The sequence below is a fragment of the Amycolatopsis sp. NPDC057786 genome (assembly GCF_042797905.1).
Classification (GTDB): domain Bacteria; phylum Actinomycetota; class Actinomycetes; order Mycobacteriales; family Pseudonocardiaceae; genus Amycolatopsis.
Genome location: NZ_JBHVKW010000020.1, coordinates 45996 through 59535, shown reverse-complemented (window position 1 = coordinate 59535; position 13540 = coordinate 45996). Strand labels below are relative to the sequence as shown.

General features: G+C 69.0%; 13 protein-coding genes. 4 read left to right on the top strand and 9 right to left on the bottom strand.

Annotation, left to right across the window (positions count from 1 at the left end):
* Positions 1-77: 77 nt before the first annotated feature.
* The 9 genes from ACFVM3_RS14435 to ACFVM3_RS14395 form a co-directional block, all read right to left on the bottom strand.
* Positions 78-710, bottom strand: coding sequence for a TetR/AcrR family transcriptional regulator (locus ACFVM3_RS14435; RefSeq protein ID WP_378438791.1), 633 nt, complete (start codon positions 708-710; stop codon positions 78-80).
* Positions 707-1546, bottom strand: a complete 840-nt coding sequence (locus ACFVM3_RS14430) for an SDR family oxidoreductase (protein ID WP_378438789.1) — start codon at positions 1544-1546, stop codon at positions 707-709. The genes ACFVM3_RS14435 and ACFVM3_RS14430 overlap by 4 nt, the downstream gene beginning before the upstream one ends.
* A 186-nt stretch (positions 1547-1732) precedes the next feature.
* Positions 1733-2899: an acyl-CoA dehydrogenase family protein gene (locus ACFVM3_RS14425; RefSeq protein WP_378438787.1), complete on the bottom strand. Its 1167-nt coding sequence runs from the start codon at positions 2897-2899 to the stop codon at positions 1733-1735.
* Positions 2896-4848 (bottom strand): biotin carboxylase N-terminal domain-containing protein, encoded by a 1953-nt coding sequence (locus ACFVM3_RS14420; RefSeq protein ID WP_378438785.1) that lies wholly within the window; start codon positions 4846-4848, stop codon positions 2896-2898. The genes ACFVM3_RS14425 and ACFVM3_RS14420 overlap by 4 nt, the downstream gene beginning before the upstream one ends.
* A gap of 5 nt (positions 4849-4853) precedes the next feature.
* Positions 4854-6452: an acyl-CoA carboxylase subunit beta gene (locus tag ACFVM3_RS14415; protein WP_378438783.1), complete on the bottom strand. Its 1599-nt coding sequence runs from the start codon at positions 6450-6452 to the stop codon at positions 4854-4856.
* Positions 6449-7597, bottom strand: coding sequence for an acyl-CoA dehydrogenase family protein (locus ACFVM3_RS14410; protein WP_378438781.1), 1149 nt, complete (start codon positions 7595-7597; stop codon positions 6449-6451). The genes ACFVM3_RS14415 and ACFVM3_RS14410 overlap by 4 nt, the downstream gene beginning before the upstream one ends.
* Entirely contained in the window at positions 7594-9291 is a 1698-nt protein-coding gene (locus tag ACFVM3_RS14405; protein WP_378438779.1) for an acyclic terpene utilization AtuA family protein, read from the bottom strand. Before ACFVM3_RS14405 ends, ACFVM3_RS14410 begins: the two co-directional genes overlap by 4 nt.
* A complete protein-coding gene (locus ACFVM3_RS14400; protein WP_378438777.1) occupies positions 9288-10082 on the bottom strand; it encodes a TIGR03084 family metal-binding protein in 795 nt (264 codons plus the stop codon). Before ACFVM3_RS14400 ends, ACFVM3_RS14405 begins: the two co-directional genes overlap by 4 nt.
* Positions 10083-10282: 200 nt before the next feature.
* The gene (locus ACFVM3_RS14395; RefSeq protein ID WP_378438775.1) at positions 10283-11143 is read right to left on the bottom strand and encodes an NAD(P)-dependent oxidoreductase; all 861 of its coding nucleotides are present in this window, start codon (positions 11141-11143) and stop codon (positions 10283-10285) included.
* 50 nt (positions 11144-11193) lie between these two features.
* On the opposite strand from ACFVM3_RS14395, the gene ACFVM3_RS14390 reads away from it, so the two are divergent.
* From ACFVM3_RS14390 to ACFVM3_RS14375, 4 genes are read left to right on the top strand one after another with little or no spacing between them, the layout of a single operon-like run.
* Positions 11194-11586: a MerR family transcriptional regulator gene (locus tag ACFVM3_RS14390; protein WP_378438773.1), complete on the top strand. Its 393-nt coding sequence runs from the start codon at positions 11194-11196 to the stop codon at positions 11584-11586.
* Entirely contained in the window at positions 11583-12053 is a 471-nt protein-coding gene (locus tag ACFVM3_RS14385; RefSeq protein WP_378438771.1) for a tetratricopeptide repeat protein, read from the top strand. The genes ACFVM3_RS14390 and ACFVM3_RS14385 overlap by 4 nt, the downstream gene beginning before the upstream one ends.
* A 41-nt stretch (positions 12054-12094) precedes the next feature.
* Entirely contained in the window at positions 12095-12934 is an 840-nt protein-coding gene (locus ACFVM3_RS14380) for an enoyl-CoA hydratase-related protein (protein ID WP_378438769.1), read from the top strand.
* Positions 12931-13539 (top strand): acetoacetate decarboxylase family protein, encoded by a 609-nt coding sequence (locus ACFVM3_RS14375; protein ID WP_378438768.1) that lies wholly within the window; start codon positions 12931-12933, stop codon positions 13537-13539. Before ACFVM3_RS14380 ends, ACFVM3_RS14375 begins: the two co-directional genes overlap by 4 nt.
* Position 13540: the final 1 nt, after the last annotated feature.

Below are 13540 nucleotides of genomic sequence, written 5' to 3'. Positions count from 1 at the left end.
CTCTCTCGATCAGCCACCTGAATCAGCAGCACTTACACCGTGTTATCGATCGCTGCTCCATCAGTGTTAACAAGATCTCAGACGTTGTCGGTGACTTCTTGGTTCCGTGAGATCTTGGCCGACGCCAAGGGCGGCTCGAGTACCCGTGCCCACTGGGCGACGATCTGCTTACGCCGCTTCGTGTCGTCGGTCAGCAAGTTCGCCAGCCCCAGGCCGCGCGCAAGATCGAGAGTGGCCTGGACCAGCTCGCGAACACCCTGGTGGGACTCGTCGACGCCGAGCAGCTCGACCGTCACCCGGTGCGCTTCCCGGCCGACCCGTGCCTCCAGCGGCACCAGGGTCGCGCGCAGCGACTCGTCGGTCGACGCCGCGACCCAGAGGTGGAGCGCGGCACGGAACAGGGGCCCGCTGTAGAGATTGAGCACCATGTCGACGGCCCGCTCGATCCGGGACCGCCCCGAAGGCAGCTCCGCGGCGCGGGCGCGCAGTTCCACGATCTGGATCTCACCGACATGCTCGACCGCGGCCGCGACCAGGTCCTCCCTGGTCGGGAAGTGGTGCTGGGCGGCACCGCGCGAGACGCCGGCGCGTTCGGCGATCAGCGCGACGGTGGTCCCGTGCCAGCCCAGCTCCCCGATCGTCTCGACGGCGGCCTCGACCAGCCGCCGCCGGGTCGTGCGGCTGCGCTCCTGCTGTGGTTCGCGAATCACGGGGTGCGGCTCTCGACCCAGAAATCGAGCTGCAGGTCTTCCTCCCGCCCGCCGACGCGGTACTTCGAGAAGTCCGTGACCCCCTCGGCGGCCAGCACCTCGTCGTCGAGGTAGAAGTTCCCCGTCGCGTCGGTGCTCGGCTTGGTGAGGATCGCGTGCGCCGCGTCCGCCATGATCTCCGGTGTCCGCGACTTCGCCGCCAGTTCCGCGCCGACCACGTTGCGGATCGCCGCGGTGTCGATCGTCGTCCGCGGCCACAGCGAGTTCGCCGCGATCCCGTACTGCCGCAGTTCCGCGGCGAGCCCGACCGTCACCAGGCTCATCGAGTACTTCGCGATGCTGTACGCGAGGTGCCCGGCCCGGAACCACTTCTCGTCGAGGCTGATCGGCGGGGACAACGTCAGGATGTGCGCGTTCTCCGCCTGCTTCAGGTATGGGATGGCGAGTTTCGACAGCAGGAAGGACCCGCGCGCGTTGATGTCCTGCATCAGGTCGTAGCGCTTCATGCTGACCGTTTCGGTCGGGGTCAGGTCGATCGCGCTGGCGTTGTTGAGCACGATGTCGATCCCGCCGAACTGCTCCGCGGTCCGCACGATCGCGGCCTCGACCGACGTGTCGTCCCGGACGTCGCCGACGATCGGCAGCGCCTGCCCGCCGGCGTCCTCGATCGCCTTGGCGGCGGTGTAGAGCGTGCCCGGCAGCTTCGGATGCGGCTCGGCGGTCTTCGCGAGCAGGGCGATGTTCGCTCCGTCGCGGGCGGCGCGGACCGCGATGGCCTCGCCGATCCCGCGGCTGCCACCGGAGATGATGATCGTCTTGCCGTGCAGCGTGCTCATGGGAGGCCTCTCAGTGTCCGTTGGTGAACCCGCGGCCGCGATCACGTCGCCAGGACGCGCCGGTGAAACTCACCGGCGACTGTCGCCGCGGAGCGCCCTGCCGCCGCGATAGCGGGGCCTGCGGCCGAGGCGGGTTCACGTCGTGGTCGGCTGGTTGGATCGCTCGCATTCTGCTCCGCCTCCTCCTCAGTAGGAGCGGGGCAGGCCGAGGCTGTGCTGGCCGACGAAGTTGAGGACCATCTCGCGGCTCACCGGCGCGATCCGGCCCAGCCGGACGGCCGTGACCAGCGTGCCCAGCCCGTACTCGCTGGCGAGCCCGTTGCCGCCGTGGGTCTGCACGGCCTGGTCGACCGCGCGGATGGCGACCTCGGCGGCGGCGTACTTCGCCATGTTCGCCGACTCGCCCGCGCCGAAGTCGTCGCCGGAGTCGTAGAGCGACGCGGCCTTCTGCGTCATGAGCTTGGCCAGTTCCAGTTCGATCTTGATCTCGGCCAGCGGATGCGCGAGACCCTGGTGGGTGCCGATCGGCGCGCCCCACACCTTGCGCTCGTTGGCGTAGCCGACGGCCTTGCCCAGCGCGTACCGGGCGATGCCGAGCGAGAACGACGCGCCCATGATGCGTTCGGGGTTGAGCCCGGCGAACAGCTGGGCGATCGCCGCGTCCTCCTCGCCGACCAGCGCGTCGGCGGGCAGGTGGACGTCGTCGAGGAACAGGCCGAACTGCTTCTCCGGCGAGACGATGTCCATGTCGATCTGCTTGTACTCGAAGCCGGGCGTGTCGGTCGGGACGGTGAACAGCGCGGGCTTGAGCTTGCCGGTCTTCGCGTCCTCGGTACGGCCGACGACCAGGACGGCGTCCGCCTCGTCGACACCGGAGATGAAGACCTTCCGTCCACTGAGGACCCAGCCGTCGCCGTCGCGTTTCGCGGTGGTGGTGATCTTGTGCGAGTTCGACCCGGCGTCCGGTTCGGTGATCGCGAAGACCATCCGCCCGCTGCCGTCGGCGATCCCTGGCAGCCAGCGCTTCTTCTGCTCCTCGGTGCCGAACCGCGAGATCACCGTGCCGCAGATCGCCGGCGAGACGACCATGAGCAGCAGCGGACAGCCCGCCGCGGCGAGTTCTTCGAGCACCGCGGCGAGATCCGCGATCCCCGCTCCCCCGCCGCCGTACTCCTCGGGCAGGTTCACGCCGAGGTAGCCGAGCCGTCCGGCCTCGGCCCACAGCTCGTCGGTCTTGAGCCCGGCACGGGCCTGTTTCGCGTAGTACTCGTACCCGTACTTCTTGCCGAGTTCGGCGACCGCTGCCCGCAGCGCGACGCGCTCCTCGGGCTCGGTGAAGTTCATCGCGTTCATTCGTCGTCTCCTACCACCGCGAGGATCGTGCCCACTTCGACCTGTTGTCCGACCACCACCGGGAGTTCCGTCACGACGCCGTCGGCGGGCGCCGCGATCCGGTGTTCCATCTTCATCGCTTCGAGCCACAGCAACGGATCGCCGGTCTTGACGGTGTCGCCCGCCTCGACCGCGAGCCGGACCACCGTGCCCGGCATCGGCGCCACGAGCGATCCGGCCGCGAGCGCCGCGTCGGGATCGGTGTACCTCGGCACCACGACCAGTTCGACGGAGCCCTCCGGCGAATCGACGTACACCGTCTCGCCGTACCGGGCGACGGCGAACTTCCGCCGCACCCCGGAGACTTCCAGGACGACATCGCCGCTTTCGGCGGAGATCAGTTCGACGCCTTCGAAACCGTCGGCGCGCAGACCGTCCCGGCCGAGGCTGTAGACGACCTCGATCTCGTCGTCACCTTGGCGGAAGCGTTTGCGCTGCCCCTGGGAGCGGACGTTGCGCCAGCCGCTCGGCAGCCGCCGCTGCACCCGCGCGTCCGAGCGGTTCGCCGCCGCCCCCGCCAAAGCGGCGGCCAGCGCCGAAATCCGTACAGTGTCCACAGTGGCCAGTGGACGGGCCAGGTTTTCGAGTCCGTGCCGGTCGAAGAACGCGGTGTCGGTCTCGCCGTCGAGGAAGGCCTGGTGGCGCAGGACGTTCACCAGCAGATCGCGGTTGGTCACCACGCCGTGGATCTCCGCACCGGCCAAGGCTCCCGCCAGTGCCCGTGCGGCGCTACGGCGATCCGGGGCGTAGGCGATGACCTTGGCGAGCATCGGGTCGTAGTATACTCCGACGGCCTGTCCGCTGACGAAACCGGAATCCAGCCGGACACCAGGGCCGACTTCGAATTCCCGTTGTACGGCGGGTACTTCGAAGCGGTGCAAGGTGCCGCTCTGTGGCTGCCACCCCGCGGCCGGGTCCTCGGCGTAGAGCCGGACCTCGATCGCGTGACCGCGCGTCTCCGGCTCGTCGATCGGGAGGTGCTCGCCCTCCGCGATCCGCAACTGCAGCGAAACGAGGTCGAGCCCGGTCGTGGCCTCGGTGACCGGATGTTCCACCTGGAGCCGGGTGTTCATCTCCAGGAAGTAGAACCGCCCGTCCGGTCCGGCGAGGAACTCCACCGTCCCGGCGCCGACGTAATCGATCGCCTGCGCGGCCTTGCGCGCGGCGTCGAACAACGCCTCCCTCATGGCCTCGTCGACGAACAGTGACGGCGCCTCTTCGACGACCTTCTGGTGACGGCGCTGGATCGAGCATTCGCGCTCCCCCACCGCCCACACCGTGCCGTGGGTGTCGGCGAGCACCTGGACCTCGATGTGACGGCCGGTCTCCAGGTACCGCTCGCAGAACACGGTCGGGTCGCCGAACGCCGAAGCGGCCTCCGCGCTCGCGCCCTCGACGGCCTCGGCGAGTTCGCCGAGCGAGCGCACGACCCGCATCCCGCGTCCGCCACCCCCGGCGGAAGCCTTGACCAGCAACGGAAGGTCGGCCTCGGTGACCTCGGCCGGGTCCAATTCGGACAGGATCGGGACACCCGCCTCGGCCATCATCCGCTTGGACTCGACCTTGGAGCCCATGCTCTCGATGGCTTCCGGCGGCGGGCCGACCCAGGTCAGCCCGGCGTCGATCACGGCGCGGGCGAAGGCGGCGTTCTCGGACAGGAAACCGTAACCGGGGTGGATCGCGTCGGCGCCTGTCTCGACGGCCGCCTTGATCAGCAGCTCGGCTCGGAGGTACGTGTCAGCGGGCGCGTTGCCCGGCAGACGGACGGCGATATCCGCCTCGGCGGTGTGTGGCGCGTCGGCGTCCGCGTCGGAGAACACCGCGACCGTGCCGATCCCGGCGTCGCGACAGGTGCGGAACACGCGGCGGGCGATCTCACCGCGGTTGGCGACCAGAAGTTTCTCGATCATGCCGCTCACATCCTGAAGACGCCGAAGCCTTCGGCGCCCTTCACTGGTCCATTGTGGATCACGGACAGGCTGAGCCCGAGCACCGTGCGGGTGTCACGAGGATCGATGATCCCGTCGTCGTAGAGCATCCCGGAGAGGAACATCGGCATCGACTCGGCCTCGATCTGCCCCTCCACCATGGCGCGCATGGCGGCGTCGTGCTCCTCGTTGTACTCCTGCCCGCGCGACGCGGCGGCGGCACGGGCCACGATGGAGAGCACGCCAGCCAGCTGCTGCGGCCCCATGACCGCGGATTTCGCACTGGGCCAGGCGAAGAGGAAACGGGGATCGTAGGCACGGCCGCACATCCCGTAATGCCCGGCGCCGTACGAGGCACCCATGAGCACCGACAGATGCGGCACCTTCGAGTTCGACACGGCGTTGATCATCATCGCGCCGTGTTTGATGATGCCGCTCTGCTCGTACTCCTTGCCGACCATGTAGCCGGTGGTGTTGTGCAGGAAGACCAGCGGCGTGTCGATCTGGTTGGCGAGCTGGATGAACTGCGCGGCCTTCTGCGACTCCTCGCCGAACAGCACGCCCTGCGCGTTGGCGAGGATGCCGACCGGGTAGCCGTGGATACTCGCCCAGCCGGTGGCGAGACTGCTGCCGTACAAGGGTTTGAACTCGTCGAAGTCCGAGCCGTCGGCGACCCTGGCGATCACCTCGCGCGGGTCGAACGGCACCTTGAGGTCGGTGGGCACGATGCCGAGCAGGTCTTCCACGGAATACAGCGGCTCGGCGTAGTCCGGTTTCGGCGTCGGCCCCTGTTTGGTCCAGTTGAGCCGTTTGACGATACTGCGGCCGAGCCGGATCGCGTCCTCTTCGTCCGCCGCGAGGTAGTCGGCCAGACCGGACGTGCGAGCGTGCATCTCGGCGCCGCCGAGCGATTCGTCGTCGGACTCCTCACCGGTGGCCATCTTGACCAGCGGTGGCCCACCGAGGAAGACCTTCGCCCGTTCCTTGACCATCACGACGTAGTCCGACATGCCGGGCAGATACGCGCCACCCGCGGTCGAGTTGCCGAACACCAGCGCGATCGTCGGCACCTTCGCCGCCGAAGACCGGGTGAGGTCACGGAAGATCCGGCCGCCGGGAATGAAGATCTCTTTCTGTGTCGGCAGATCCGCCCCGCCGGACTCGACGAGGTTGATCACCGGCAGGCGGTTCTGCGCGGCGATGTCCGCGGCGCGGTAGCTCTTCTTGGCCGTCCACGGGTTGCTCGCCCCGCCTTTGACCGTCGGGTCGCTCGCCGAGATCATGCATTCGACACCTTCGACGACGCCGATCCCGGTGATCACGCTGGCGCCGACCTGGTAATCCGAACCCCAGGCCGCCAGCGGCGACAGCTCCAGGAACGGTGAGTCCTCATCTAGGAGGAGTTCGATCCGTTCGCGGGCCAGCAGTTTGCCGCGTTTGCGGTGGCGGGCGACGTACTTCTCGCCGCCGCCCGCGATCGCCTTGGCGTGCTCGCCGTCGATCTCGGCCAGCTTGCCGAGCATGGACTCGCGGTTGGCGGCGAACTCCTCGCTCCGCGTGTCCACAGTGGACCTGATCGTGCTCATGCGGTGTATCCCAATCGCTTCGCGGCCAAGCCGGTGAGGATCTCGTTGGTCCCGCCGCCGATGCCGAGGATGCGCACGTCACGGTAGTGACGCTCCACTTCGGACTCGCGCATGTAGCCGAGTCCGCCGTGCAGCTGCACGGCCTCGTTGACCACCCATTCGGCGGTCTCGACGGCGGTGTTCTTCGCGAAACAGGCTTCGGCGATGACCTCTTCGCCCGCGACGTGCCGCTGGGCGACCTGCCGGGTGTAGGTGCGGGCGACGTCGATCTTGCGCGCCATCTCGGTGAGTTTGTGCTGCACCAGCTGGCGGGAAATCAGCGGGCGGCCGAAGGTCTCGCGCAAGCGGCACCAGTCCAGCGTCAGGTCGAGTGCTCGCTGAGCATGCGCGTAGCCCTGCACCGCCAGCGACACCCGCTCGGTGACGAACTGGGTGGCGACCTGCGCGAATCCGCTGTTCTCGGCGCCGATCAGGTTCTCCGCGGGTACGCGTACGTCCACATAGGACAGCTCCGCGGTGTCCGAGCAGAGCCAGCCCATCTTCTCCAGTTTGCGGGAGACGGTGAAGCCCGGCGTACCGCGTTCGACCACGATGAGCGAGATCCCGTGGGCGCCCGCCTCGCCGGTGCGGACCACGGTGGTCACGAAGTCGGCGCGGCAACCGGAGGTGATGAAGGTTTTGGCCCCGTTGATGACGTACTCGTCGCCCTCGCGCACCGCGGTGGTGCGGATCCCGGCGACGTCGGAGCCGCCGTCGGGTTCGGTGACCGCGAGCGAGCCGATCTTGTGGCCCTCCAGGGTCGGCCGGACCCAGCGTTCGATCTGCACCGGATCGCCTGCCGCCGCGATATGCGGGACGGCGATGCCGCAGGTGAACAGCGAGGCGAAGAGCCCGCCGGAGCCACCCGCGTAGTGCAGTTCCTCGGCGATGACCACCGCGTCGAGGTAGTCGCCGCCGCCACCGCCGACCTCCTCGGGGAAGCCGACGCCGAGCAGTCCGAGCTCCCCGGCCTTGCGGTGCAGGTCGCGGGGCAGTTCGCCCTCGCGTTCCCAGTCTTCGAGGTGGGGCAGGATCTCGGTTTCGGCGAACCGCCGCACGGTCTTGCGCAGTTCGTCGCGTTCCGGCGTGGCGAAGGGGTCGGTCACAGGAGGGCCTCCGGGATGTCGATCTCGCGGGAGCGCAGCCATTCCCCGAGTGCCTTCGCCTGCGGGTCGAACCGCGCCTGCGACGCGACACCCTCGCCGAGGATGCCTTCGACGACGAAGTTGAGCGCCCGCAGGTTCGGCAGGAGATGCCGCCGGACCTCGAGGTCCGCGGTCTCCGGGAGCAGCAGTTTGAACTCGGTGACGGTGAGCCGGTGCGCGAGCCAGCGCCACGCCTCATCGGAACGCGCCCAGACGCCGACGTTCGCGTTGCCGCCCTTGTCCCCGCTGCGGGCGCCGACCACCCTGCCGAGCGGCGCGCGGCGAACCCGCGCCTGGGTGAACGGCGCGGGCAGCCGGTCGTCGTCCACATCGGACAGTGGCAGGGTTTCGGCGGCGGGTGCGATGTCGCGGCGCGTTCCGTCCGGAAGGACGGCGACGTGCGGCACCTCGTGCGCGTCGACGAAAGCGGGCCGGTACACGCCGTAGGGCGAAGCGGCCGAGGGCGGCGCGGTGACGTGGAAGCCCGGGTAGCTCGCCAACGCGAGTTCGATCGCCGCGCCGCTGAACGCGCGCCCGGCGACCTCAGGATCGGCGTCCTTCACCGCGACGTGCAGCAGCGCGCTCGCCTGCTGCTCGGTTTCGGCGTCCGGCCGGTCGGTGCGGGCCAAGGTCCACTGGACGTCCGCCGGCGGCCTGGCCTTGAGCGCGCCTTCGAGTTGTTCCTTGACCAGTGCGGCTTTCTCCTCGATGTCGAGTCCGGTGAGGACGAACGTCGTCTCGTTGCGGAAACCACCGAGCCCGTTCAGACAGACCTTGAGGGTCGGTGGCGGCGGCTCACCGGTCACGCCGCTGATCCGGACGCGGTCCGGGCCGTCCTCGGAAAGCGTCAGCGTGTCGAACCGCGCGGTGACGTCCGGCCCGGCGTACCGGGCGCCGGTGATCTCGTAGAGCAGTTGCGCCGTAACGGTTCCCGCGGTCACCACGCCGCCGGTGCCGGGGTGTTTGGTGATCACGCTGGAGCCGTCGGCGGAGATCTCGGCGATCGGGAACCCCGGGACGCCGATCTCGTGCTCGGTGAAGAAGGCGTAGTTGCCTCCGGTGGCCTGCGTGCCGCATTCGATCACGTGCCCGGCGGCGACCGCGCCCGCCAGCGCGTCGTAGTCGTCGCGTGCCCAGCCGAAATGCGCGGCGGCCGGGCCGACGATCACCGACGCGTCGGTGACCCGCCCGGTCACCACGATGTCGGCACCCGCGTTCAGGCATTCCGCGATCCCCCACGCCCCGAGGTAGGCGTTGGCGGTCAACGTCTTGCCGAAGCCGAGTTCTTCGGCGCGCTGGACGAGGTCGTCCCCCTCGACGTGCGCGATGGCGACGTCGACGCCGAGTTTCGCGGCCAGTTCGCGAAGGGCGTCCCCGAGACCGGCGGGGTTGAGCCCACCGGCGTTCGCCACGATCTTGACGCCCTTTTCCTTCACCAGCGCGAGATTCTGGTCCATCTGGCGCAGGAAGGTCTTGGCGTACCCGCGGTTCGGGTCCTTCATCCGGTCCCGGCCGAGGATGAGCATGGTCAACTCGGCGAGGTAGTCGCCGGTCAGCACGTCGAGCGGGCCGCCGGTGAGCATCTCGTGGACCGCGGAGAACCGGTCGCCGTAGAACCCGGACGCGTTGCCGATCCTGATCGGAGCCTGGGTCATGCGAACTGCCCCGGTTTCCGCCCGGCGCCGGGCGGCCCGGCGAAGGCCTGCGCGATCCCGAGCCATTCCTCGACGTCCTTGCCGGTGGCGACCAGGTCGGTGTCCGCCGGGTGACGGCGCTGGGTGATGACGAGACAGAAGTCGGCGGCGCTGCCGGTGAGCCGCTGCCCCGCGTCCTCGGGCCCGAACGCCCAGGTGGTGCCGTCAGGCGCGGTCAGTTCGACACGGAATTCCTCGGCGGGCGGGGAAAGCGAATTGAGTTTGTAGGCGAAGTCGCGGGTGCGGGTGCCGAACCGGGCGATATGCCAGATCCTGGCCGTGTTCTCCCGCTTGACACCGAGCGCGTCGTAGATGTCCTGTCCGTGCGCCCAGGTCTCCATGAGGCGCGCCGTCACCATGGACGCGGCGCTCATCGGCGGGCCGTACCAGGGGATCTTCTGCCCGTCGGGCACCGCCGCGAGTGCGTCGGCGAGTTTCGCGCGGCCGGCGCGCCACTCCGCCAGCAGTTCACGCGGCGGCGTCTTCGCACCCTCGGCCGCGCCGTCGTCGACGTAGGACTCGCCCGTCGCGAGCAATCCTTCGATCTCGGCCTGCCACTCGGCCTCGGAGCCGCGCGCCGCGATCAGCGCCTTCTTGTCCGTCCAGGCCAGATGAGCGATCTGATGGGCGATCGTCCAGCCTTCGGCCGGGGTCCGCCGCGCCCACTCCGACGCGGGCAGATCCGCCACCACGTCGTCGATGGCCTGCGATTCCGCCGCGAGATCCCCAAGGATCACGCCAAGGTCAGCCATGCCCGCCTCCTCGCGTCCCCCTCAGGCTGGCACCCCGCGTCGGAAAAATCAAGCACGCCTGATTGTTTTTATCCTGCCGGACGCTCAAGTACATGAAGGCCCCCTTCCTGTACCTAGGCGCAAGGAAGGGGGCCTTCATGTACTTCGGCGGCCGTTTGTGACTGGTGGTGCTGCTGGGGCGCAAGTGGCGGCGAGCGACCCTACTTCCCCGCCCGCTCGAACTCCCGGATCAGCACCGGGTACTGCTCTCCCCCGTGCCCGGCGGCGATCGCGCGGTCGGCCATCGCCTTGAACAGCTTCGGCATCTCAGCGTTCACGCCCAGCGCTTCACATTCCTCGACGAGATGGGCCATGGCCCGCGCGTCGGTCTCCAGCGCGGCGACCTCGGCCGGGAAGGAATCCTTGTCGACCTGTTCGGCGTACCCGGGCAGCCAGCCCGCCACCCCGACGGCGAGCTGCTGCGCGAAGGGCGCGTACGTCGCGGCGTCGACACCGGCCGTCTTGAGCATCGCGGTCCCCTGGAGCCATGCGTTCAGGACGCTCCACATCATCGTCAGGCCGGCGACGTCGTACAGAGACGCGAGCCCGTGGTCCTCGCCGAGGTAGCTGATCGTACCGAGCGCGCCGAGCTCGAAGTCCGGCCGCGACCCGCTCAGCAGGATCACCGCGTCGGCGGTCCCGATCGTCGACGGGATGGCCATGATCGCGCCGTCCACGTACCGGGCACCCTGTTTTTCCGCCCAGGCGGCGGTTTCCCGCGCCTGGGCGGAGTCGCCCGAGGTCAGGTTGACCAGTTTCGTGCCCTCCAGCGCGACGTCGCCGAGCAGTTCACGGACGGCGGAGTAGTCGGTGAGGCACAGAATCGTGACGCCGCCCGAGCCGAGCGCGTCGCCGATCGTGGGCGCGAGTCGCGCCCCTTCGGCCACGAGCGCGTCCGCCTTGGCGGCCGTCCGGTTCCACACGTTCGTGGGATGCCCCGCCTTCAGGAACGCGCGGGCGAGCGCGGTGCCCATGAGACCGAGGCCGACGACGGAAATCGGAGTGTTCGTGTTGTCTGTCATGGCACGATCGTCAACGTTGATACCGGTATGAAGGTCAAGTGGGGAAAGCGATGAAGATCGGTGAACTGAGTCACCGGACGGGCGTCAACGCCCACCAGTTGCGCTACTACGAGGCACAAGGCCTCTTGGAGGCGAGCCGCGGCGCGAACGGCTACCGCGAATACGACGAGTCGGCGTTGCTGCGGGTGAAGCAGATCCGTCATCTGCTCGCCGCCGGCCTGTCGTCCGAAGACATCGCGTACCTGCTCCCCTGCGCGATCGGCGAGGAACCCGAGCTGATCGGCTGTCCCGAACTGCTGGCCGCGATGCGCGAGCGACTCGGCCGCCTGGACGAGCAGCTGGCCAAGCTGACCCGGTCGCGCGACGCGCTGGCCGAGTACATCGTCGTGGCCGAACGCGTCGGCGGCGAGACCTACCCGCCCTTCGACGGCGCCGTCGCGTGAACGAGGCGATCCGACTGCGGGAGCAGGGCACCGATGAGGCACGTCGGCGGCTGATCGACCTGGCCGGGCGGAACCCGCGGGACGCCGTGATCGCCTACCAAACGGCCTGGGCCCACGATTCCGCCGGGCTGGAGGCCGAAGCGGCCTCGTTCTACGAACAGGCACTCGCGGGCGAAGGTCTGTCCACAGAGGACAGGCACGGCGTGTTCGTGGGACTCGGCAGCACGTATCGCGTCCTCGGCCGGTACGACGAGTCGCTCGCGACCTTGCGGCGCGGCCTCGGCGAGTTCCCGGACGACCCGGCACTGCGGACGTTCCTCGCGATGGCGCTCTACAACGTCGGCGAGGCGCGCGAGGCGGCGGGAACCCTGTTGAAGGTGCTCGCGGCGACCAGCGCGGACGACGGGGTCCAGCGGTACCGGCGAGCGGTCGAGTACTACGCGGACCATCTGGACGACGTCGATTGAGTCTTATTGACACCTTGTCAACGTAGCCTTACTTTCACGTCATGAGCGCGTACGCCGAAATCACCTACGAGGTCGCCGACCGCATCGCGACCGTCACGCTCAACCGGCCGGAGGCCCGCAACGGCTACACCATCCGGATGGCCGACGAACTCGGCGACGCGATGGACCGGGCCGACCGCGACGAGGACGTCCGGGTGGTCATCCTGACCGGCAACGGCAAGGATTTCTCGGTGGGCGCCGATCTCACGCAGGGCGGCTTCGACTTCGACCCGGAGACCGGTCCGGACGCGGCCTGGCAGGAGCCGGCGGGACGCTGCTCGAAACGGATCTTCACGATGAACAAGCCGGTGATCGCGGCCCTGCGGGGCGCGGCCGTCGGCGGCGGCGTCACGATCACGCTGTCGTGCGACTACCGGCTGGCGTCCACGGATTCCCGGTTCGGTTTCGTCTTCGTCCGCCGCGGGATCTACCCCGAAGGCGCGTCCGCGTGGTTCCTGCCACGGCTCGTCGGGATGGGCACGGCACTCGACTGGATGGTCAGCGGGCGCGTCTTCGGTGCCGAGGAAGCGAAAACCGCCGGGCTGGTCCACAGTGTTCATGAGCCCGAAGAAGTGCTCGGCAAGGCTCGCGAACTGGCCATCGAGATCGCCACGACCACGTCGCCGGTGTCGGTCGCGGTGACCCGGCAGCTGCTGTACCGGATGGCCAGCGCGGAATCGCCGTTCCCCGTGCACGAACTGGACTCCAAGCTGATCGGCGGCCTGGGCTCCAGTCCGGACGCCGTCGAAGGCGTCGTGTCCTTCCTGCAGAAACGACCACCGGAGTTCTCCATGCGCGTCGACACCGACCAGCCGGCCTGCCTGCCGTGGCGGAACTCGTGACCGCCTATCCCCCGGAGCCCTGGAACCTGGCGGGTCAGGCATACCTGTCGATCTGGCGTGTCCCGGTGAACGAACTGCCCGAACTGCCCAGCGGCGCCGAGCCGATCACACTGGGCGGCCGCGCCCAAGTGTTCACCGCGTGGATCGACTACCAGGAGCCCGGGCAGCTCCAGTACCACGAACTGCTGGCGACCGTCGCGGTCCGCGGCGAACGTCTCTCCAGCTCCATCACCGACATCTGGGTCGACAGCGAGGTCTCCCTCGCCGGCGGACGCGCGCTGTGGGGCATCCCCAAGGATCTCGCCGCGCTCGACTTCACGCACGGGCGGACCTTCACGGCCTCGGCGGCCACCCACGAAGACTGGATCGCGACGGCGGCGTTCACCCCCCGTCCGAGCCTTCCGGTGCGGATGCCCGCGGCCTTCGACGTCGTCCAAATGCTGGACGGACGTCTCAAAAGAAGCCCCGTCCGAGCGACGGCGAACCCGCGTCCCGCGGCCGCCGATTGGCGGATCAACGAGTCCGGCCCATTCGGCTTCCTCGCCGGTCAGCGGCCCGCGCTGAGCGCCTGCCTGCGCGACTTCAAGATCGTTTTCGGCGGCTGAC

Coding starts and splice junctions, on each gene's coding strand:
- ACFVM3_RS14395 (WP_378438775.1), bottom strand. CDS start 11,143: ATGACAGACAACACGAACACTCCGATTTCCGTCGTCGGCCTCGGTCTC.
- ACFVM3_RS14405 (WP_378438779.1), bottom strand. CDS start 9,291: ATGACCCAGGCTCCGATCAGGATCGGCAACGCGTCCGGGTTCTACGGC.
- ACFVM3_RS14420 (WP_378438785.1), bottom strand. CDS start 4,848: ATGATCGAGAAACTTCTGGTCGCCAACCGCGGTGAGATCGCCCGCCGC.
- ACFVM3_RS14390 (WP_378438773.1), top strand. CDS start 11,194: ATGAAGATCGGTGAACTGAGTCACCGGACGGGCGTCAACGCCCACCAG.
- ACFVM3_RS14380 (WP_378438769.1), top strand. CDS start 12,095: ATGAGCGCGTACGCCGAAATCACCTACGAGGTCGCCGACCGCATCGCG.
- ACFVM3_RS14425 (WP_378438787.1), bottom strand. CDS start 2,899: ATGAACGCGATGAACTTCACCGAGCCCGAGGAGCGCGTCGCGCTGCGG.
- ACFVM3_RS14400 (WP_378438777.1), bottom strand. CDS start 10,082: ATGGCTGACCTTGGCGTGATCCTTGGGGATCTCGCGGCGGAATCGCAG.
- ACFVM3_RS14430 (WP_378438789.1), bottom strand. CDS start 1,546: ATGAGCACGCTGCACGGCAAGACGATCATCATCTCCGGTGGCAGCCGC.
- ACFVM3_RS14415 (WP_378438783.1), bottom strand. CDS start 6,452: ATGAGCACGATCAGGTCCACTGTGGACACGCGGAGCGAGGAGTTCGCC.